Origin of the sequence: Gymnodinialimonas sp. 57CJ19 (genome assembly GCF_038396845.1) — a bacterium.
Classification (GTDB): domain Bacteria; phylum Pseudomonadota; class Alphaproteobacteria; order Rhodobacterales; family Rhodobacteraceae; genus Gymnodinialimonas.
Genome location: NZ_CP151587.1, coordinates 2,264,043 through 2,283,311, shown reverse-complemented (window position 1 = coordinate 2,283,311; position 19,269 = coordinate 2,264,043). Strand labels below are relative to the sequence as shown.

Annotated in this window: 21 protein-coding genes; all 21 read right to left on the bottom strand. The window is 62.3% G+C overall.

Features of this window, described 5'->3' with window-relative positions; translation table 11 throughout:
- Nucleotides 1-66: 66 nt before the first annotated feature.
- Nucleotides 67-897 carry a serine O-acetyltransferase gene (gene cysE, locus AADW23_RS11140; protein ID WP_341861011.1) on the bottom strand — a complete coding sequence of 277 codons (831 nt, stop codon included), beginning with the start codon at nucleotides 895-897 and terminating at the stop codon, nucleotides 67-69.
- Nucleotides 898-996: 99 nt separating this feature from the next.
- On the bottom strand, nucleotides 997-1,704 hold the full coding sequence (locus AADW23_RS11135) for a DUF2793 domain-containing protein (protein WP_341861010.1): 708 nt from the start codon (nucleotides 1,702-1,704) through the stop codon (nucleotides 997-999).
- Nucleotides 1,697-6,154 carry a glycoside hydrolase TIM-barrel-like domain-containing protein gene (locus tag AADW23_RS11130; RefSeq protein ID WP_341861009.1) on the bottom strand — a complete coding sequence of 1,486 codons (4,458 nt, stop codon included), beginning with the start codon at nucleotides 6,152-6,154 and terminating at the stop codon, nucleotides 1,697-1,699. Before AADW23_RS11130 ends, AADW23_RS11135 begins: the two co-directional genes overlap by 8 nt.
- Nucleotide 6,155: 1 nt before the next feature.
- Nucleotides 6,156-6,590: a peptidase gene (locus AADW23_RS11125; RefSeq protein WP_341861008.1), complete on the bottom strand. Its 435-nt coding sequence runs from the start codon at nucleotides 6,588-6,590 to the stop codon at nucleotides 6,156-6,158.
- Nucleotides 6,587-7,465 (bottom strand): DUF2163 domain-containing protein, encoded by an 879-nt coding sequence (locus tag AADW23_RS11120; RefSeq protein ID WP_341861007.1) that lies wholly within the window; start codon nucleotides 7,463-7,465, stop codon nucleotides 6,587-6,589. Before AADW23_RS11120 ends, AADW23_RS11125 begins: the two co-directional genes overlap by 4 nt.
- Complete coding sequence (locus AADW23_RS11115; RefSeq protein ID WP_341861006.1) at nucleotides 7,462-8,094, bottom strand: DUF2460 domain-containing protein; 633 nt, start codon at nucleotides 8,092-8,094, stop codon at nucleotides 7,462-7,464. The genes AADW23_RS11120 and AADW23_RS11115 overlap by 4 nt, the downstream gene beginning before the upstream one ends.
- Before the next feature lie 12 nt (nucleotides 8,095-8,106).
- The gene (locus tag AADW23_RS11110) at nucleotides 8,107-8,775 is read right to left on the bottom strand and encodes a phage tail tape measure protein (protein ID WP_341861005.1); all 669 of its coding nucleotides are present in this window, start codon (nucleotides 8,773-8,775) and stop codon (nucleotides 8,107-8,109) included.
- Nucleotides 8,759-8,983 carry a rcc01693 family protein gene (locus tag AADW23_RS11105; RefSeq protein WP_341861004.1) on the bottom strand — a complete coding sequence of 75 codons (225 nt, stop codon included), beginning with the start codon at nucleotides 8,981-8,983 and terminating at the stop codon, nucleotides 8,759-8,761. Before AADW23_RS11105 ends, AADW23_RS11110 begins: the two co-directional genes overlap by 17 nt.
- Nucleotides 8,980-9,297, bottom strand: a complete 318-nt coding sequence (locus AADW23_RS11100; RefSeq protein WP_341861003.1) for a gene transfer agent family protein — start codon at nucleotides 9,295-9,297, stop codon at nucleotides 8,980-8,982. Before AADW23_RS11100 ends, AADW23_RS11105 begins: the two co-directional genes overlap by 4 nt.
- Nucleotides 9,298-9,300: 3 nt before the next feature.
- Nucleotides 9,301-9,714 carry a phage major tail protein, TP901-1 family gene (locus AADW23_RS11095; protein WP_341861002.1) on the bottom strand — a complete coding sequence of 138 codons (414 nt, stop codon included), beginning with the start codon at nucleotides 9,712-9,714 and terminating at the stop codon, nucleotides 9,301-9,303.
- A 40-nt stretch (nucleotides 9,715-9,754) separates the two neighbouring features.
- Nucleotides 9,755-10,165: a DUF3168 domain-containing protein gene (locus AADW23_RS11090; RefSeq protein ID WP_341861001.1), complete on the bottom strand. Its 411-nt coding sequence runs from the start codon at nucleotides 10,163-10,165 to the stop codon at nucleotides 9,755-9,757.
- Nucleotides 10,162-10,488, bottom strand: coding sequence for a head-tail adaptor protein (locus tag AADW23_RS11085; RefSeq protein ID WP_341861000.1), 327 nt, complete (start codon nucleotides 10,486-10,488; stop codon nucleotides 10,162-10,164). The genes AADW23_RS11090 and AADW23_RS11085 overlap by 4 nt, the downstream gene beginning before the upstream one ends.
- Nucleotides 10,485-11,072, bottom strand: a complete 588-nt coding sequence (locus AADW23_RS11080; protein WP_341860999.1) for a hypothetical protein — start codon at nucleotides 11,070-11,072, stop codon at nucleotides 10,485-10,487. The genes AADW23_RS11085 and AADW23_RS11080 overlap by 4 nt, the downstream gene beginning before the upstream one ends.
- 164 nt (nucleotides 11,073-11,236) lie before the next feature.
- Complete coding sequence (locus tag AADW23_RS11075) at nucleotides 11,237-12,418, bottom strand: phage major capsid protein (RefSeq protein ID WP_341860998.1); 1,182 nt, start codon at nucleotides 12,416-12,418, stop codon at nucleotides 11,237-11,239.
- 49 nt (nucleotides 12,419-12,467) lie between these two features.
- The gene (locus tag AADW23_RS11070; protein WP_341860997.1) at nucleotides 12,468-13,019 is read right to left on the bottom strand and encodes an HK97 family phage prohead protease; all 552 of its coding nucleotides are present in this window, start codon (nucleotides 13,017-13,019) and stop codon (nucleotides 12,468-12,470) included.
- 9 nt (nucleotides 13,020-13,028) lie between these two features.
- Nucleotides 13,029-13,277 (bottom strand): hypothetical protein, encoded by a 249-nt coding sequence (locus tag AADW23_RS11065; protein WP_341860996.1) that lies wholly within the window; start codon nucleotides 13,275-13,277, stop codon nucleotides 13,029-13,031.
- Nucleotides 13,274-14,434, bottom strand: a complete 1,161-nt coding sequence (locus AADW23_RS11060) for a phage portal protein (protein WP_341860995.1) — start codon at nucleotides 14,432-14,434, stop codon at nucleotides 13,274-13,276. Before AADW23_RS11060 ends, AADW23_RS11065 begins: the two co-directional genes overlap by 4 nt.
- Nucleotides 14,435-14,524: 90 nt before the next feature.
- Nucleotides 14,525-15,880: a terminase family protein gene (locus AADW23_RS11055; protein ID WP_341860994.1), complete on the bottom strand. Its 1,356-nt coding sequence runs from the start codon at nucleotides 15,878-15,880 to the stop codon at nucleotides 14,525-14,527.
- Nucleotides 15,795-16,151: a hypothetical protein gene (locus AADW23_RS11050; RefSeq protein WP_341860993.1), complete on the bottom strand. Its 357-nt coding sequence runs from the start codon at nucleotides 16,149-16,151 to the stop codon at nucleotides 15,795-15,797. The genes AADW23_RS11055 and AADW23_RS11050 overlap by 86 nt, the downstream gene beginning before the upstream one ends.
- A 461-nt stretch (nucleotides 16,152-16,612) precedes the next feature.
- On the bottom strand, nucleotides 16,613-17,770 hold the full coding sequence (gene mltG, locus AADW23_RS11045; RefSeq protein WP_341860992.1) for an endolytic transglycosylase MltG: 1,158 nt from the start codon (nucleotides 17,768-17,770) through the stop codon (nucleotides 16,613-16,615).
- Nucleotides 17,771-17,776: 6 nt separating this feature from the next.
- Entirely contained in the window at nucleotides 17,777-19,033 is a 1,257-nt protein-coding gene (fabF, locus tag AADW23_RS11040; RefSeq protein WP_341860991.1) for a beta-ketoacyl-ACP synthase II, read from the bottom strand.
- Nucleotides 19,034-19,269 lie beyond the last annotated feature (236 nt).

The window sequence follows — 19,269 nt, the reverse complement described above, 5'->3', positions numbered from 1 at the left end:
GACTTAGAACGCAATAAGCCCCCGCATGGTGATCCATGCGGGGGCTTGATTTTGTCATCTCGATACTTAAACCGCGCTGGCGGGCCCGCCAAACAGGTGGTCCATCGTCAGGGAAGGCTGATCGCAACCGGCCTCTCCCACGATTTTCGCAGGCACGCCGGCAACGGTCTTCATCGGCGGTACAGCGGACAAAACCACCGAGCCCGCTGCAATGCGCGAGCAATGGCCGATCTCGATATTGCCAAGCACCTTCGCGCCTGCCCCGATCAACACGCCATCGCCGATCTTTGGGTGGCGATCCTCTTCCTCTTTGCCGGTGCCGCCCAAGGTGACGGAGTGCAGCATCGAGACGTTGTCGCCCACCACAGCCGTTTCGCCGATCACAATGGAATGCGCGTGGTCGATCATGATCCCTTGCCCCACGCGGGCCGCCGGATGGATATCCACCCCAAAGACCTCACTCACCCGCATCTGGATGAAGTAAGACAGGTCGCGGCGCCCCTGCCGCCACAGCCAATGGCCGACGCGGTAGGCCGTGATTGCTTGGAAGCCCTTGAAAAACAACAGAGGTTGCAGGAACCGATGGCAGGCGGGATCACGGTCAAAGACCGCCACAATATCCGCACGCGCCTGCGCGCCAAGGGTGGCGTCCGAGGCAAAAGCCTCATCCGCGATCTCGCGCAGAAGCTGCTCGGACATCTCAGAGGACGCGAGCTTTTGCGCCACGCGGTACGCGAGGGCCTTCTCAAGGGAGGGATGGTGGAGGACGCAAGCATGGACCAACCCGCCGAGCAATGGCTCCGAAGCGATGGCGGTCGTGGCTTCCTCGGTGATCCGGGTCCAAACGGGATCAACTTCCGTGATATGGGTCCGGTCGTTGGGTTGAGTGCGCGCCATGGGCCGCCTCCTTTGCGATACGTTGCCGCTAGAATAAGCGAGCGTACCGCAAAGGTCCATAAAACGATAACGTGTAGACTGTAAGTTGAAGTTACAGTTTTACACAGGATCGGGCAGCGACAGTTCCGCATAATGGGCGACCAGTCTGATCGTTCCGCCCGCAAAATTGCCACCCTGGGCGGTGATCTCCAGCGTCGTGGGGGACCAATAGACCTGCGGCGTACCGGGGCCGCTGACCCAAGAATTCAGGGACGTGCCTAGGCCCGACCCATAGCGCTGCAAATCGCCCGTTACCCCGATATCCCATGTAGTCGCGGCCCCGGTGATGGCCGAAATGACCCGCCCCGTTATACCGTAAGCGATTGATCGCGCGGGAAAAAGAACAGGCGTTGTGACGCTTGCGCTGGCTGTTAGGGGCACATCGAATTCCGCACTCGTCACCCCGACCGAAGCGCCACCCGGCGTCAATGTCTGCGCGCCCACGCGCCACGCGGCCCCGTCAAAAATCGCCAGCGATCCCGCGTCGAGCACCACCGCGCGCCAGCCCCGTTGCGCCGGCACGAAAATCCAGCCGCCCCCTGAAGCGATGGCCACCGCCCCCTCCTGTCCGGCCCAAGCGTTCACCGCGCCAGATGGCACGGCATAGGCAAGCCCGTCAGACGCCGCCGGGGGGGTGGTTTCCGACACCGACTGCAAGCGCAATTGCGCCAGTCCATCCAAGCGCATCAGCGCCTCGTTAACGGTGACATGCTTTTGCGCTTGAGCCGGTGCCAACAACGGCAGCGCCAGTTCTGGAGTATCAGTCATTGATCTGAATCCTTGCAATTGGCCCCGCCCCGAACCGTTCGGAGACTTGAGCGACCTCAATGGAGTAGTCCGTGAGCGTGCCGTCGCTGGCGCGCATCGCGTCGGTGTAGGCGAAGGCGGGCGCGCTCAGCACCTCTTCCCGGCGGATCGTTTGCGCGTCCGATATCCGCAGAATGTACTGCTCGGATGCCTCGCCAAGAGGCACATCGGTGCCATCCCAACTATCCGCATCAACCCGTGACCGTCGTATCCAGGTGATGTCACGCGCCGTTCCGCTATGGCTGCTACGCAGGTGAGCGGGACTATAGGGGCGCAGTCCAATACCATGGAACGCAACGACTTTTTCCACGTAGCTTGGGTCATCCACGGACCTGCGCGACGGACCGACGCGCCAATAGCGTTCTAACCCGCGGGCAGAGCTGGCCAGATCGACCTGCCCCACCGCCCCGTCCAGAAGCACGAAAAGACTGCCCTCTGGCCAGACATCCGGGATCACCGCATCGGTGCCTTGCTGGCCCCGCAGGCGCATCGCGATTTCCCATGTATCGGGGCCCACAAGCGTGGCCTCGGCAAACTGCATGACCTCCCAGATGTCATCTTCGCCCGAGCCGATCGCCGCCGCGTTACCTCCCGCCAGAACGGCCGACAGCTCCGCCGAAGACAGGCCCCCGGTTTCCAACCGTATTTGCACCGCGCCTGCCCGGTCCCAAATCCCCGGCTCTTGGCGATGCAGCGGTTGCAACAGCGTGCCCACGATGGCGGGGCGCTCCACCAGACGGTTCAGGGCAAACCCATCGGGGCCGGGCGCGGAATAGACCGCCGCCGTACCGGGCCAAGGGTCAGCGGCAACGGCCAAATGTGGTGCATGTTCAACCTCGTCCCCCGTCAAAAGCGGCAGATCGAGGAACACCGGCGTGACCGGAAGCGGCGGCACGAAAGCGGCAAAACTGGCAGCGTCTTCCACCTCATCCGATGGAAAAGAGGTTGAGGGTTCGACCCGGACCGCCTCGAGGTGACGAAAGCCCCGATCTTCTACACGATCGACGCGCCACGTATGCCCGTCCTCTGTTGCGATCAGGGCCCCAGCCCCCAAGGCGCGCTCCGACGGGGGCAGCGCAAAGCGCAACGTATCTTGGGCCACCCGTCCCTCAGCCAACCAGCGCTCGGCCATGCCCTGCCCTTCGGCTGAGGTCAGCGCCAGCGGCAAATCCACGTCGTTCACCTGATCGGCACCGTCGCCGGGGTAGACCGCCTCTGCCACCTTCTCATCATAGCTGCCCTCGGCTTCGGTATAGCCGATACGCAAGCGTCCCACAGTTTCCGCTTCCGGGGCGCGCGCGTGGGTAAAGCCGCCCTCCCCGTCGTCATCACGGGCCGTCAGTGGGGCCTCGATCACCGTCTCTGGCTCTTGCGGGACCGGCAGAAACACCAGCTTTCCGTCGCGCTCAACCGCGTGGAAACCATAAGCCAGCATCAATGGCTGTAACCGCGCCCGTGCACTTTGTGTCTGCGCCGAGACATGGCCGCGCACCAATCCAAAGAGCTTTGAGACATCATAATCTGTGATGCCAGCCTCTTCGCAGATTTCCGATACCACGAGGTCGAGCGGTTGCGCATCCAACCGCCCCGTTAACCAGTGCCCCTTCGCCCAGTTCTCCCCATCGCTCCACCGTTCTCGGTCGTTGGGGAAGGCCGGCCACACCCGAGCGTCCCAGGCCCAGGCATGGGCGCGCGCCAATTCCAGCATCGGTCCATCATATTGATCCGACAGGGGATTTCTGCCTTCTTCGGCCCAATAATCCATCGTGGCGCGCAGGTATTGCGCTTGGATCAGGTCGTCGCGCCGCCCATTGGAGTATTTGGGAATGCCACTTTCCGTCGATTTCGGATCAAGGAAGCGGTTAGGTTGGTTCGTGCCCTTATCAATAGCCGCGCAGCCAAATTCGGTGAACCAGATTGGTTTGGATTTTGGGACCCAAAGCGAATGCCCTGACAAAGACGCCACGGAGACCTGCGACACCTGCTGAACCACCCCTGCAAGAGTGTTAGCGGAGAAGCCGTTGAACCCGACGGCGATGCGCCACCCTTTGAGCCCCGACTGCATCCGACCAACGCCGATCAGATCTTCCGGCACCACGTCAGTTTGATAGTCCACCCACCCATCCGCGACCTCCAGCCCACTGAACGTCGCAACGACACTGTATCCGCCGTACCCGCCGTCATCGCGGATGCCCAACGCGAACACCATAAACTGGTGCGACTGGCCACTGGCAAGCGGCGCCGTCAACCGCGTCCGCACGGTCAAACGTATCCGTTGCCCCGGTATGAAGGGTCGAAAGCCACGTTCACTCATGATGCGATACGCGTCGCGAACTTGAAGCACCTGACCTTCGCCTGCCACGGTTTCGACCGACGCCTCGGCATAGGCCGCCGTAAACCCTATCTGGCTATCAAGGGAGCTTTCTCCAAAGGGATAGCTTGCTGCCCAATAGTCATCGTCGTTGCTGAACGCCCCATCAAACGGCAGTGTCGAGGTGAGGGGCGTCGTGGCCAGTTGATAACCGTCGCGGCGGTCTAAGTGCGGGTTAGTCCACCAATTGCGCAAATCCTTGAAGCGGAAGATCCAATCCTGCCCAAAGGCGCCATCCTCGATCACGTCGCGGCGCTGCGCTGCTTCGGCCTCGGGACCGGAGTAATACCAGTCGTACCCCTCGCCGCCTTCGATATTGGCTTTCAAGTAATCGAGCGAATGTATCGGCCCGTTGTCATGATCCAGATGCGCGGTCCCCTCGCGCCAATCGCTCATCGGCATGTAGTTATCGATGGCCACCATGTCGATGTTGTCATCGGCCCACAGCGCATCAAGGTGGTAGTAGACGTCGCCTGTTCCATCCTGGGGCTGATGGCCAAAATATTCTGTCCAATCAGCGGCATAGGTGATCTTCGCGTCGGGCAGTAGCGCGCGCACCTCGGCGGCGAGCGCGATATAGGCATCCACCGCAGGAAACCCCTCATCGTCACGCATTTGCGTCAAGCCGCGCATTTCCGATCCGATGCAGAACGCCTCCACCCCGCCCGCCTGCGCACACAGCGCGGCGCAATGCAGGATGAAGCGGCTGTAGCTCCATTCTGCCGGACCAGAATAGCCGACGCCCGCGTACCCGGTGCTAAAGTCCGAAGCCTTCGCGGTGCCAAAAAACGCCTCGATCGCCGTGCGATTAGCTGCGGTTTTATCGGTGGTGCCGGGCAAGCCAGCCGCCACATCACCGGTCATCCGGCCCCGCCACGGCAACGCAGGCTGTTCATCGGCGCCGTAAGGATCGGGCAAGCCGTTGCCTTCCAACACTTCCATCAGCAGAAACGGGTAAAATGTAACCTCTTGGCCGCCCTCGTGGATCGCCGCAATCGCCTCCAGGATCGAGGCATCGGCAGGTGTCCCGCCATAAATCGCGCGGCCATCGACCTGCGCAATCTCCTCAGCCATTTGCCGGTTAATCCCGCCGGCACGCCATGGCATTTCCAATCCGTCATAGTCGCCCTGCTCCACCTTCGGGCGCACCTCGCAATGGCCCGCACGCAGGTCATCCCCGAACCACGAGTAGATCAATGAGACCGACTCGAGATTGGGCAAAGTGTCCCGCAAATGTTCCACGGATTGAGAGAAATCCGTCACCCCGCCCTCAGCGCTCACATTGGTGGAAGACCCTCTGGCAAGGCCGAAGCGGCGGCTCACCGGGGTGGTGGCCAGCGCGTATTCTCCGGTGCCAGGCATCAACGCAACGGCGCGGATCGCCTCTGCCGCACTGGGCACATGGGGGGCCTTGGGCTGCGCCGGGCGCACCACTTCAAAGGCAAATTGCGGCACGCGGTTGCCATAGGGCGTCAGGTCGAGATCCTCGAACACGATATAAGCGGTGCCGCGATAGGCGGGCACCGCGCCGTCCCCCTCCACCGCCTCGAGCAGCGGATCGGGCATCTGATCTTCGGTCCCCTTGTAAAGCCGCCAGGTCACAGCTTCCCGGTCAATTTCCACCCCGTCCACCCAGATCCTGCCGATCCGGGCGATCTTCCCCTCACACAGCGCCACTGCAAGGCTGATGCTGTAGGAATAGCTGGTGGTCTGCGGCTGCGGCGGCGCGCCCTTGCCGCTGCCGCCGCTTGTGTTTGCGTGCTCTTGGAACTGCGTGGCCCAAATCACGTGGCCGCCCATGCGCATCCGCCCATAAAGCTGCGCAATGGGTGCCCCTTCCCCCGCGCCGGTGATTCGAAGGCGGTCGGTCTGACCCACCTCGATCGGGTCCGAGCCGCTCCCCAAAAGCCGTTGGTCGATCACCCGACCAATGGTTGCGCCAACGGCACGGCCAAGCACAGCGCCGGTCATGCCAAGAATGGGGGCCTGAATAAGCCCCCCAGCCGCCGCACCAGCGGCAGAAAGGAGAAGGGTAGCCATATCAGTTATTCCTTTCGGGGAAGGCAAAACGCGCCGCAACGCGCCGTGCCCAAGGGGGCGTGAAAGCGCCCTCGGTGACGCCGCGCCCGGAATAGGCATGTAGAAAGCGGGGCTGAGGGTGTGCCTGCGTTTGCAAACCCACATGCTTCGCGACCGCACCTTTGCGCATGCGAAAAATTAGGACGTCACCGGCCGCGCACTCTTTTAAAGGTTTTTCGATCAGGTGCTTACGCGCCGCATGCAGCAGCCGTTCTTCGTGCGAGGTTTCAGACCAGTCGTTGGTGTAGGCCGGAACCGGCGCGGGCAAATCTCCGTAGAGCTCGCGCCACACCCCCAGCAAAAGCCCAAGGCAGTCACATCCCGCACCCTTGCACGCGGCCTGGTGCACATAGGGCGTCCCCACCCATGCCCTCGCCGTGCGGACCACGTCATTCATCGGAGAGACCCGCCGTCACGCGACGAAAGCCGCGTCGGATGCGCCGCCTGCCAATCGTCCCCCGGAATATCGGGGAAACCCTGGTAGTTAACGAGGTTAACGAATTTCAGCCGACAGGTTTCCATGCGCTTGTCGCAGCCTGCCGTCAGTCGAATACGATCACCCGGTGCAATCGGCAGGCGTAGGCTATCCCACAACTCAACCTTGCGAATATCATCTGCAACGCGGTCCAACTTCACCGCGCCCGACAGGCCCGCCGCGGCCCCGGTCAGCACTTGCAAATGCCCTCGCTCAAACCAACGCGGCTCAAACGCCATCAGGCCGTCAAAGCTGAACATGCGCCCATCGGTCGTGCTCACCAATGCTTCCGTCCAATAGCCTGTCGTTTCCAGATCAAACCCACATGCCCTTTCCCCCAGCACAGCCTGACAATTGCGTTGAAAAACGCGCCCCGTCGGCACATTCATCCGCTCCGCCAAGCCACGCAGTTCGGCCGAAAAGGCGCCATTGGCCCGCGTGATCTCTCCGATGGTGCCGCGAAATTGCAGAACCCGGTTCTCTGGGGCGGCCCATTGCACCAGCCACGCCTCGACCTCGGCGCTATCAAAGCGCCCGGCGAAAATATCTTCCTCGCTGATGGCGCCGTCCGAAAGCGCACCCACGGCTTCGGTGTTGTCGACCGAAAGTCCGGTGGTTTGGGTAAGTGCCGCAGCACTAAGCCCCGTGCCCGCGCGAAAGGTTGTGCCGTCGAACGACAGGTCACAATCGTGGTCGGTGAACCCGTATTGGGTGCCATCGACGCGGGTCACGCGCCAGCATCTCGACACGCCCGTCGCGCCGGTTTTCAGATGAATATCAAGTTCTTGAACACTCATATCCTGATCTCCACTACAGGCACATTTGGCACTTCACCGGCCTGGAATGACGCAACAGACGTTTGGATTGCGTCCGTGTCGAAGCGTACCGGGACGTCAAACTCAAAGCCCGCCGTGACCTCTGCATCTTGGGGCGGCGCGTCCGCAAAAGTGATCTCTCCGCTGGTGTAATTGACGGCGAAATGCACATCCGCGACCAGTTCATCCACCGACACGCCAGCAAGCACAGTGCCCTGCACCGGTTTCGTTAACGGCCGCGCGTAAGAGTTAATGCCCGACTGATAGGTCTTGCTCAGTTGGAACGTTCTAGTTTCTCCGTCGCCGGTCCCGATACGCTGATCGCGGAAAGTAGGCTCGGCCGAGGGGATGCAGGATTTGAAGTCCGACCAATCCTTCCACCGAAACCCATAAAGCTGGCCGCGACGGGCCTCGAAGAAGTCAATCATCAGCGCGATATCATCGAGTGAGCGCATCGAGACGCCCGCATCATAGCGCCTGCGTGAATGTGCCCACGGCGTGTTGCGTTCTTCAAACCCGTTGGTCAGCGCAACCACCTCCGTGCGGCGCTCGGGCCCGCCGACAGAACCGAAACTCAAGTTTGCAGGAAAGCGAACCTCATGAAATCCCATGGCTTTTCTCCCCTAGCGATTGCGTTGGCCACGTGCCAAAGCACGTTGCATCTGTGCGGCCACCTGGCTGGAGGACCGCTGAAAACCCGCTACATCGGGCGAAGTGATATTCATCGTGACATGCACTGGGCCGCCGCCGCCGCCCGCCGCCGCCACACCCAATTTGCCATCGGGTCCGCGCCGCAGGGGCATGATCGCCTCGGGCCCCGCTTCGCCCATTAGCCCCGTTCCGCTGCGCATGGGAAATGTCGTCGGGCTGCTCACCACGCCGCCGCGCGCGAACGGCATGACCCGCCCTTGGCTGATCGCACCTCCCTTTTCGAAGGGCATAATCCCGCTCAGCAAATTGTTAATGCCATTGCCCACGGCCGACCCGACGGCGTTTTGAACCGGGCGCATCGCGGTGTTGTAGGCCGCGTCGACCATGCTGGTAGCCACGTTTCGCAAGGCATCAGACAAGCGCATTCCGTCGAACACCACGCCGTCAAAAGCCCGCCGCAACCCGCCGCCAATGGCCCGGCTCATCGAGCTGACCTCGCGTCCGGTATAGAGCATGGCGCCCTGCATTTCGCGCAGCTCCCCCTGGAACGCCGCCGCCATCGAGGTCGCCCCCGCAAGGCTCGTTTCCAGCTCAGCAATCTCGGTATCAAAGCGGCTGAGAGTGTCATCCATCTCTGTCATATCCGTCCTCATTCATTGTGTCTGGGAACCTCGAAAGAAGCGCCTCGAACGCGTCTCTTCGTAGCGGCGCCGCGCTGTTTTCCGGGCCAAGTAGGATCAGAAACTCCACTGGCGTCATTGCCCAGAAATCCGCGGGTGACAGGCCAAGCCCCTGAAAAGCCACACGCATTAATGCCGGCCAATCGAAACCGACGGGGGCGCTGCTCATGCGGGCACCGGGCGGAAGGCCAGGATCAGAAGCCGTGCGGCGATCTTTGCCGCCTCCAGGATGCCGCCTTCAATCTCGGCCTCCAAAAGGTCCTCCATCTGGCCCGACCAGCCGCCGCCGCGCAGTCCCGCGCAAACCAACGCCAGCACGTCCGCGGACTTCAGCCCGTCGCCCTCGAACCGGGCGACCATCTGGCTGAGCGATCCCGCCCCCAGCCATTCCTCCAACTCCGCCAACGCCCCCAGCGTCAGCTTCGCCGTGTGCCGTTCCCCGTTTAAGGTCAACGCCACTTCGCCCGTCCAAGGATTGGCCATGGCTCAGATCGCCGTAAAGGTTAACGCGCCCGCCGACGCCATGGAGATCTCGTAAGTCGCCTCGCCGTCATGGGTACCCGCGTATTCGATGGAGCTGATCTGAAACGCCCCCTCCACGATGCCAAAATCAGGGATCACGACCTGGAAGTCGGGCATTCCGCCTTCAAAGAAAATGTCCCGCGCCCGCTCGTCCGTGGAGGCGTCCCGAAAGATGCCCGAGCCGCTGATCGAGGCCGATTTCACCCCCGCCCCACGCAGCAATTCCCGCCACCCGCCGGTGCTTTCCAGGCTAGTCACATCCACGCTTTCGCTGTTGAACGACAGACGCGAGGCACGCAGCCCCGCCAATGTTTCAAACACGCCGTTCCCGTCCATGTCTACCTTCACCAGAAGGTCTTTACCGTTCTGTGCCGTCATGGGATTTCTCCATCATTGTCAATTTGTTATCTGGAAACGCCTAGGCGTCACTGGAATCGATCATGGCGCGAAACCAAATGTCGATTTCGCGCCCATCCCCGACCCGTCGGGCGCGGGCGCGCAGGAAATTCAGCCCGATCAAAGTGCCCCGTGAGAGGGCCAGATCGGCATCCGTCAAGGCGTCGGACACGGCGGCGGCGATGGTCTTGGCGGCTTGAAAACCCGCTGCGTCGCAGACCACCGTGACGGGGAAGTCATGCACCGCCCCGTCGCCCACAACATCCGAGGCATCGCGCACCCGTTCCGGCCCAAGGCTGACATAAACCGAGGGCACAGGCCCCGGCGGTAACGCGTCGTAGATCGCGTCGTTGGTCAACATCGAGACCGCCGAATCCGTGGTCAACGCAGTGAAGACCGCCTCTTGCAGAGCGGCCGTGGCGGCATAACTCATGCGCCCACCTCCTCTTTGACAAAGCACACCAGATAGCGGCCGGCGGCATCCGCCTCCGTGACCGCGTCGATGTAATACACCCGGGCTCCGTCCCGAAACCGCATCGCCGCCGTGGGCCGCGACGGTGCACCTTGGGGAGCTGCCCTGATCGTGACCTTCAAATTCAGCTCAGAAGCTTCCGCCTCACGGCCAGACCCGCGGGGCATAACCTCGCCCCAGATGCAGCCAAGCGCTTGCCAAACCTCGGAAAAACCGCCCGCGCCGTCACTGGTGCGGGTCGGCGCCTCCAGGGTCAGTTTTCGGTTGAGATGAGGTTCTTTCATAACGCCCCCCCGCGCAGTCGGATCTGCCGATAGGGTTCGATCAGGGCCATCACATGGCCCGGCATTTGTGGCGACACCGCTCCGCCCGAACCGTAGAATTCACTCGCCAACGCCAATAAGGCACGTTGCAGATCGGCGGGGATGTTATTCCAATCCGGCCCGAAACCCGCCGTTAGCGTCACCTCGATCGTACCGCCCTCGGGCGGCGTCGGCAGGGATCCGGCCACGGTCTCAATACTCGGACGATGCGCATCCGCACGCAGTACGTAGCGATCTTCATCCACGATGGTCTCAGCGCCATTTCGCGCGATTAACTTCACGCTATCAACGCTGGAAACCGGCGCAATCGGCAACCCATGGCTGGCCGGATTGTGCCAGACCACCAGTGTCAGGGCAAACTGGCGCCGCATCAAAACCTTGCCAATTCGCGCCTCAATCGCGGCCATGGCGGACCGCAGGCACCCCTCCAACAGCGTGTCCTGACTGCCATCGTCCGCGAATCCCGAGGACAAGCGCAAGTGGCTCGACAGCGCATCCACCGGCAGTGAAGCACTGGGAACAGAGGTCAATTCGACCATCATCATGTTGAAATCTCCGGGAAATTCGTTTCGGTGAAATGTGGGGCGTGGCACCGACCTCCGCGCTGCTCATGCGGAGAGACGCGCAGCTGGACCCGCAAAGGCCCGCACACACGCCCCGCCCGCCCCATGGCTACACTCGGCCACCGGACGGGATGGATGAATTGCATTCAGCTTGTGCCGAATTTCATCAGTTTGATCGCAGCAAAATCGGTCACATCGCCGCCCACGCGCTTGGTGGCGTAGAACAAAACGTGGGGTTTGGCCGAGAACGGGTCACGCAGAACCCGCAGATCGGGCCGCTCGGCAATGGTGTAACCAGCGCCGAAATCACCAAAAGCGACCGCCATCGCGTCCACGGCAATGTCGGGCATATCCTCTGCGATCAGAACCGGATAGCCCATCAGACGGGCGGGCTCTCCGGCGGCAAGACCGTCGGACCACAGGAAGCGGCCATCGGCGTCCTTCATTTTGCGCACGGCACCCGCAGTCTTTGAATTCATGATGAAATTCGCGTTCGCGCGGTAACGTGCGCCCAAAGCGTAGACCAGATCCACGATGGCATCGGCCGGGTTGGCGGCATCAAAATCGCCCGCCGTTCCGGTGGCCACATAGCCCAGGTTGCCCCAGGTCCAGCTACCGTTTGCCGCTGTTGGATGGGTCAACAGACCGGTCGGCTTGCCCGAGCCATCCCCGTTGATGAACGACGCCGCTTCCGCGCGGGCGAACTTGTCGGCAATGCGCCCCGCCAGCCAGCCTTCGATGTCGAATGCCGCATCATCCAAAAGCCGCTGAGAGGCCTTGGGCAGCGCCGAAAGCTCGTGCAGCGCGATGGAGATCCGCTCAATCGTCGGGGTATCCGTTTCCGTCGTGGCGCTGACCTCATCGGCCCAACCCGCGCCGGTATCCGTGCTGTCGATCAGAACATCAAAGGACGTCGCCTCGACCGTGACCACATTGGCCACCGACCGCAGCGACGAGGAGGACCGCAGCACCGACTGGATCATCTCAGAGGTCTGCGGATCGACCAGATAGCCGCCCTCGGCATTGACGGCGGTGTTCATCGCCTTGCCTTCCAGTTCAAGCCCCCGAAGCGCATCATCATCGCCGCAGCGAAGGTAGGATTTCAGCGCCAATTTATGGGGCACTGTTGTGTCGATGTCCGCGGAAAGGGCGGGACGTTGATAAGAGTTGGTCTTTGTGTTCAGCATGGCAATACGGTCTTCCTGCTTTTGAAACTTTGCATTCATGTCGTCTTGAAACTGGTTGAATTCATTCAAGAACCCGCCGATCGCGGTCTTGACTTCAGCCATAGGAGCGCTGCCCGCGCTCCGCTCAGCGGTCTCGGTCATGGGATGTCCCTTGTGGTTGAGTGTGCCCCCCAGATTGCGGGGGCCGAGATCAGCGGGCCTTGCGGGCCGCCAGGGATTGGCGTGCGGTGTCGAACACCCGCGCCAGCTCTAGAAGCGTGTCCGATTTGCCCTCGTGGGCATCCAAACGCGCCTCTGGAAGCATGGGGAATGTGACAAGCGACACCTCCCACAGCTCCACTTCCGAAAGGCACCGCAGGCCCCTTTCGTTCTTGTGGGATTTCACCGTGCGGTAGCCGATGGAAAGCCCGTCAATCGCGCCAGCTTTGGTCAGCGCGGCGGCCTCTCGGGCGCGGGCCACGGACTTCAAAAGCCGTCCCTTCACGTACAATCCACGGTCATCTTCGCGGATTTCGTCCCAGATCCCGATGGGTTCATTTGGATCATGCTGCCACAGCATTTTAACCCGGCGCCCGTTGCCCAAGGATTTGGCGTAAGCGCCTTTTTCCACAACATCTCCGCCCTGGTCCTTGGCGCCGAACAGCGAGGCATATCCCTCAATGACAAAGCCGTCATCCAAGGTCAGGTCTCTGTCGAACTTCTGGAATTTCATCTCCAGACCACTTTCAGAAAGTGATTTCATATCAGGCTCCTATCCGCCGAGGTTCAAGTTAAGTAGCTGACTTATCCCCTGCGCGAGGATCACCGAGACGACGCCAAAGACGGCCAGCCAAAGGCGCTTTTCCAGCCGTTGCAGCGCCAGCTCGATCGCCTCAAGGCGGAATGCCAAAGCGGCCCATCGCTCCTGCTGGACCCGCTCATTGGCCTCGATCTGCGCGTTGGCGGCATCAAAGGGCGCATAGAGATAACGAGAGCCGCCAGCCCCCCGCGTATCCGTCATGTCTCGGGCTGCTCCGGCAGCCCCAGCATCCGGCGTTTTTCTGCATCAGTCAGGAAGCCCGCCTCCGATACGCGTCGCCATTGCGCCTCGCGTTCGGCGGCAAGCGCGGGGACCCCGTCGAGGTCCGGTTTGACCTCCACCACGTCGCCGGACAGGCCCGACAACCAGTGCGAGAGAGAGGCCCAAACCCGCTCTGCCAGCGGCAAAACCGTCAAGCGATAGAACGCCCGGTTGGCCTCGGCGTAGTTGGCGTAGGTCGCGTCGCCGGGGATGCCAAGCAGCATTGGCGGCACCCCGAACGCCAGCGCGATATCGCGGGCGGCGGCGTCCTTTGTTTTCTGGAATTCCATATCCGACGGGCTGAACCCCATCGGCTTCCAGTCCAACCCGCCTTCCAACAGCATCGGGCGGCCCGCGTTTCGGGCGCCTTGGTGGTGGCTTTCAAGCTCCAACTGAAGGCGGTCGAATTGATCCTGGCTCATCGTGCCCGCCCCCTCCAAGCCGTTGTATACAATAGCGCCTGACGGACGCGCGGCGTTGTCCAGCAGCGCTTTCGACCACCGCGCGGCCGAGTTGTGCACATCAATCGCCGTCGCTGCGGCTTGGATCGGCGCAAGGCCATGGTGGTCATCTTGAGGGTGGAAATTGCGGATGTGGCAGATCAATTCCGCCGGATAGCGGTGACTGCGCGCGCCGACCGTGTAGTCGTAGGCCTTGGGCCAGCCATCGGCACCGGGGATCAGGCTCATCCGGTCCGAGCGCAGGACGTGCAGCTCCCCCGGCATGCCGACCTCGGGCATCAGCGCCTCGACGTAGGCGTTGCCCGATAACATCAGCTGCGCAAAGGCGGCCTCCAGCAGGTCCGCGCGGGTTTGGCCAGCGTTGGGCCGTGCCAAAAGCGACAGAACCGGGTGCGCGTCATAGCGGCGCTCTGCGTCGCGGCAGATCACCGGCAGGGCGGCGGCGGCCTCGGCGATCACTTTTACCGCCCGGAAGCCCACCGGGTTGCCAAGGAAGCCATTTTTCGTCAACGAGCCCACGTCCCGCGGGCTCCAGACCACGCGGCCCGACGATCCCCAGACCGCCAGTTTCGCGCTGGCAGAGGCCTTGACCTCCGGCACCGGTGAAGCGGGTTTCTTTAGTAAATCCAATACCATATGAGCCTCTCCTCAAGTCATACATGAAGAACGTGCCCGCCTGCGCGTGCCCGCTCTATAGCCACCTAGCGTGGCCCGTTCAGGGTGTTGTCAAAGGTTGCGAATGGCCGGGTTCAGCCGGGTCTTTGCGGGCACCAACATGCCCTCGGTCAATGCCCAAACCAGCGCGTCGACCCGATCCGGAGAGCCTTGGCCCTCAAACCCTGTCAGCGCCATTTTGCACATTTCGTCTTCCAGTTCCGCGTGGGTGCCCACATGGGCCACGCGCCCTTGCTCATAAAGTGCTGCGACCGGTTCCGCCCGCGCCACCTTCCCGACCGAGGCGCGCACTTCGCGGAAATTAATCGTGGGGTCCACCGACCGGACCACGTCCGTGACCAGCTGCCCGCCTTGATTCACCTCGCCGACCATCCGGCTCGCACCGAAGCGGTGGTAGACGGCCACGGCCACGTTGGCCCATTGGTTCGGCGACACCCCCTGGACCGAGCAATCCTCCAGCACCACGGCACGCCATTGCGCCGGGTCGCCGCTTTCGATGATGCCCACCGCGACGATCCCGCAAGCGTCCGATCCCGCGTGCCCCGTTACCGGCGGGTCTACCGCCACGACCACCCGTGTCACTTCAGGCGCTTCGGCCAAGCGGTTGGCGTCGATTTCCGGGCGGGTCCACAACGCGCCTTCCACGTCGTCCAGCAACACGCCGTCCAGCTCTTGGCGACCCAACCTCGTGTCGCCGTAACGCAATCGCACCTCAGACAGGAACGAATCCGCCAGATAGGCCGCGTTGGCCTCGGTGGGGGCGTGGGTGTGGGCCACGCCGTCGCGCTTCAGCAATTCCTTAAGGACGTTAACATTTCGCGGCGTGGTCGTGACGATCTGCTGAGGGTGCTTCCCCAGCCGCAACCCGAACTGCAACATATCCCATGTTTCCTGCGCCTTCGGCCACTTCGCCAATTCATCCGCCCAAGCCAGATCAAACTGCGGCCCCCGCAACGCCTCGGGGTCATGGGCCGAATAGACCCGTGCTTCAGCGCCGTTCGGCCACACCAGCTTGCGCTCCCCGGCAATCCAGCGTGGCACTCGATCGGGCGGAGAGCAGGCGATCAGCCCGCTCTCTCCCTTCACCATCACCGCCAAGGCCTGATCGTAGGTTTCCCCCACTAGGGCCACGCGCTTGGCCTGCCCCGGCGCCTCTGGCGTGGCCCCCTCCACCATCGAGCGGACCCACTCGGCCCCTGCCCGCGTCTTGCCTGCGCCCCGGCCGCCCAACACCACCCACGTGGTCCAATCCCCCTCGGGCGGCAATTGGTGCGGCAGGGCCCAGAACTCGAACAACCAAGGCAGGGCGGCCAGCGCGTTCTCATTCAGACTGCTCAGAAATGCCGCCTCCGTGTCCCGATCCGCGCAGGCAAGCCAAGCGGAGCCCGATTTCAGCCCTGGCTTCATCAAGGTCGAGCGTGCCAGCCCCCCCCGCTCCGAAACGTTTGCAACCTGCTTCACGTGCCTTCTCCCGCATTTCCATAGTGTGCAGAAACGCGCCATTCATCTGGCGCACTGCTTTCGTCACATCCCCTTCTCCGGCGTCGGGTGCTTGCTCCAGCGTGGTGCAGCTGTCTTGCAAAGCCCGCACGGCGCGGTCGAACGCCTCCTGCGCTTGTAGCGCCAGCGTTTCGTCCCGCGTGTCGTCCGAAGGGTCAATTTCCTGGTTACGTGTCATGTTAGATATCCTCGTGTCCGTGAAAACTCTCGGTCACGAGCAGGATGTCGCCTCGCAAAAGCGATCTTTCGTCCGCCGGGGCGTGCGACCCCGTCTCACCCGGACAAAAAGAAACGGCCCCCAAGGAATTACCCCTGAATGGCCGTTGAACCCACATCTTCCAGCGTGCTTAAATAGGTGCCATGGGCCGTTCGATGGGTCAACAAGTTTTGCGTTTTCAAAGGGTTAACGCATGCACCGTGCGCTAACGATTGATTAACCAAGCAGCACCCAGCCCCACAAAAACAAGCGTTTGGACCCGCAGCTATCCGCGCAAAGCACCGTACGCCGCCCGCGAAAAACTTGCACAGCTTGGCACCCCTTCCCGCGACTGAACGCTCAAAAGGTTAACAAGATCGTCGAAAATGAGGAAAATCCGGCGGGGGAGAGGGCCGATTCCGCCCTCTCCCCTCAATGCCGGGTCAGTTGTCGTTACGCTCAGCCTCAATCGCGCGCCAGCGGGCGACGTTGGCGTTATGCTCGTCCAACGTAACGGCAAAGGCGTGCCCCCCCGTGCCATCGGCAACGAAGAAGATGAAGTCGGTGCTGTCGGGGTTTACCGCCGCTTCAATCGCCGCCTGTCCGGGGTTGGCAATCGGCGTAGGGGGCAGACCGTTGATGACATAGGTGTTCCACGGTGTTTCTGCACGCAGCTCAGACTGACGCAAGCCGCGCCCCAGAATGCCGCGACCATTGGTGACGCCATAGATCACCGTAGGGTCCGTTTGCAGGCGCATTCCTTGGTTCAGACGGTTGGTAAACACGCTGGCCACCCGGCCCCGCTCGTCGGGGACGCTGGTCTCTTTCTCGATGATCGAGGCCAGAATCAGCGCCTCTTCGGGCGTGCTGATCGGAATGTCGTCGGCACGGTTCGCCCAGGCCTCTGCCAAGATCCGTTCCTGGCTGGCCTGCATTTCCGCCAGCAGTTCCAGACGGTTTTCGCCCCGGCTCACCTCAATCGTGGTGGGTGCCAGCATCCCCTCGGCGGGGATATCGACGATTTCACCTTCAAGGAAATCCGCCGCCATCAAGCCCTGCACCACCTGCCAGCTTGTCAAACCTTCTGGAATAACAAGGCGGTAGAGCATCGGCGTGCCCTCATCCACCAGCGTGGCATATTCCACGGGAACGCCATCTTCATAAGCAAAACGCGCGATTTCCTCGACCTCGCCTGTCGACGGATTGCGTTCGCTCAGGCGCAGTTGCCCGGTGCCCGAGTTGCGCAAGACGTAAGTGGCCCGGTAGCGGAACGACGAAGGCCCGCCCGCCGTGACGATCTCCAACACCTGCGCCATGTTCGCGCCGGCGGGGATTTCATAGTTACCAAACCGCAGGTCGCCCGCCCGGTCCGCCGCACGGACGCCGACGCGGAACACCGTTGCAGATCGGATCGCGCCCGCCGCTTCCAACCGTTCCGAGACTCGAGACAGCGTATCGCCCTGCTCCACTTCAAAGAACGCGGCTTGCGCCAGCGGGCCCTCACCGGTCCATTGCCGCTGTCCCCAGCCCAAAGCCGCAGCCGCTGCGATCAGGGCCACGATCAGGAATGAAATGCCGTTGGCGGCAATGTGCTTCCACATGGTCGGTTACACCCGGCCCATGATCAGGCAAGCGTTGGTGCCGCCAAACCCGAAAGAGTTCGACTGCACGATGTTGATCTCGCCTTCCTGCTTCTCGTTGGCGCACAGGTTGATCTCTGTCTCCGCCGCTGGATCGTCGAGGTTCATCGTGGGCGGTGCCACGTTATCGCGGATCGCGAGGATGCCGAAGATCGCCTCAATCGCGCCCGCAGCCCCCAAAAGGTGCCCCGTCATGGACTTGGTCGAAGACATCCGCAGATTCTTTGCGTGATCGCCCATCAGACGCTCTACCGCGCCCAACTCGATCGTGTCCGCCATGGTCGAGGTGCCATGGGCGTTCACGTAATCAACCGCCGACGGCTCCAGCTTGGCGCGTTTCAGCGCCGCACGCATGGCGCGCTCTGCGCCTTCATGGTCAGGGGGCGGAGCGGTGATGTGGTGGGCGTCGCCGCTCAGGCCGTAGCCCAGGATTTCGGCGTAGATCTTCGCGCCACGTGCTTTGGCGTGCTCGTATTCCTCCAGCACAACCATGCCCGCGCCTTCGCCCATGACGAAGCCATCACTGTCGGAATCCCACGGGCGCGAGGCTTTTTCCGGCTCATCGGCACGCTTGGTGGACAGCGCCTTGCAGGCGTTGAACCCGGCGATACCGATCTTGCAGATCGGGCTTTCCGCGCCGCCTGCGACCATCACATCGGCGTCGTCAAAGGCAATCAGACGGGCCGCATCGCCAATGGCGTGGGCGCCCGTAGAGCAGGCCGTCACCACCGAGTGGTTCGGGCCCTTGAAGCCGTAGCGGATCGAGACTTGGCCCGAGATCAGGTTAATCAACGCGCCGGGCACGAAGAATGGCGAGACCCGGCGAGGACCACGCTCGTTCAAAATGATCGACGTGTCCGCGATCGACGAAAGCCCGCCGATGCCCGCCCCCATCAAACAGCCGGTGCGCTCCAGGCTTTCCTTGTCAGTGGGTTTCCAACCGGCGTCTTCCACAGCCTGAACGGCGGCAGCCATGCCGTAAAGGATGAAATCGTCAACCTTGCGCTGCTCTTTCGGCTCCATCCACTCGTCTGGGTTGAATGTGCCGTTAGTGCCGTCGCCGCGCGGGACTTCGCAAGCGTAAGTCGTGCCGTAGCCTTCAGGATCAAACCGTGTGATCGGACCCGCGCCCGATTGCCCCGCCAAAAGACGGCTCCACGTTTCCTCTACGCCCGATGCCAAAGGCGTTACCAGCCCCAGACCCGTTACAACCACTCGCCGCATGCCCAAACCCCTATGTTTGTCTTTGCCTGTTCAATTACCGGAAACGCCCCCCAAGGCGCAATCCCTTCGGGCCAGCCTCGGCGGAAACACTCCAAGATAGCCTCTGTGGGACGGCGGGAGGGGCGATGTGAACGTTTTTGCATCGCAAAATCGTTGACCAGCGTCTTCCCCGTCCAACGTAAAACGGCGCCCGGATCGCTCCGAACGCCGTAAAATCGCATGCGCTGTCGCGCAAG

Coding starts and splice junctions, on each gene's coding strand:
- AADW23_RS11100 (WP_341861003.1), bottom strand. CDS start 9,297: ATGGCCAATCCTTGGACGGGCGAAGTGGCGTTGACCTTAAACGGGGAA.
- AADW23_RS11090 (WP_341861001.1), bottom strand. CDS start 10,165: ATGAGTTATGCCGCCACGGCCGCTCTGCAAGAGGCGGTCTTCACTGCG.
- AADW23_RS11055 (WP_341860994.1), bottom strand. CDS start 15,880: ATGAAGCCAGGGCTGAAATCGGGCTCCGCTTGGCTTGCCTGCGCGGAT.
- AADW23_RS11065 (WP_341860996.1), bottom strand. CDS start 13,277: ATGACGGATACGCGGGGGGCTGGCGGCTCTCGTTATCTCTATGCGCCC.
- AADW23_RS11135 (WP_341861010.1), bottom strand. CDS start 1,704: ATGACTGATACTCCAGAACTGGCGCTGCCGTTGTTGGCACCGGCTCAA.
- AADW23_RS11080 (WP_341860999.1), bottom strand. CDS start 11,072: ATGATGATGGTCGAATTGACCTCTGTTCCCAGTGCTTCACTGCCGGTG.
- AADW23_RS11075 (WP_341860998.1), bottom strand. CDS start 12,418: ATGACCGAGACCGCTGAGCGGAGCGCGGGCAGCGCTCCTATGGCTGAA.
- cysE (WP_341861011.1), bottom strand. CDS start 897: ATGGCGCGCACTCAACCCAACGACCGGACCCATATCACGGAAGTTGAT.
- AADW23_RS11060 (WP_341860995.1), bottom strand. CDS start 14,434: ATGGTATTGGATTTACTAAAGAAACCCGCTTCACCGGTGCCGGAGGTC.
- AADW23_RS11125 (WP_341861008.1), bottom strand. CDS start 6,590: ATGAATGACGTGGTCCGCACGGCGAGGGCATGGGTGGGGACGCCCTAT.
- AADW23_RS11105 (WP_341861004.1), bottom strand. CDS start 8,983: ATGAGCAGCGCCCCCGTCGGTTTCGATTGGCCGGCATTAATGCGTGTG.
- AADW23_RS11110 (WP_341861005.1), bottom strand. CDS start 8,775: ATGACAGAGATGGATGACACTCTCAGCCGCTTTGATACCGAGATTGCT.
- AADW23_RS11130 (WP_341861009.1), bottom strand. CDS start 6,154: ATGGCTACCCTTCTCCTTTCTGCCGCTGGTGCGGCGGCTGGGGGGCTT.
- AADW23_RS11050 (WP_341860993.1), bottom strand. CDS start 16,151: ATGACACGTAACCAGGAAATTGACCCTTCGGACGACACGCGGGACGAA.
- fabF (WP_341860991.1), bottom strand. CDS start 19,033: ATGCGGCGAGTGGTTGTAACGGGTCTGGGGCTGGTAACGCCTTTGGCA.
- AADW23_RS11070 (WP_341860997.1), bottom strand. CDS start 13,019: ATGAAATCACTTTCTGAAAGTGGTCTGGAGATGAAATTCCAGAAGTTC.
- mltG (WP_341860992.1), bottom strand. CDS start 17,770: ATGTGGAAGCACATTGCCGCCAACGGCATTTCATTCCTGATCGTGGCC.
- AADW23_RS11095 (WP_341861002.1), bottom strand. CDS start 9,714: ATGACGGCACAGAACGGTAAAGACCTTCTGGTGAAGGTAGACATGGAC.
- AADW23_RS11085 (WP_341861000.1), bottom strand. CDS start 10,488: ATGAAAGAACCTCATCTCAACCGAAAACTGACCCTGGAGGCGCCGACC.
- AADW23_RS11120 (WP_341861007.1), bottom strand. CDS start 7,465: ATGAGTGTTCAAGAACTTGATATTCATCTGAAAACCGGCGCGACGGGC.
- AADW23_RS11115 (WP_341861006.1), bottom strand. CDS start 8,094: ATGGGATTTCATGAGGTTCGCTTTCCTGCAAACTTGAGTTTCGGTTCT.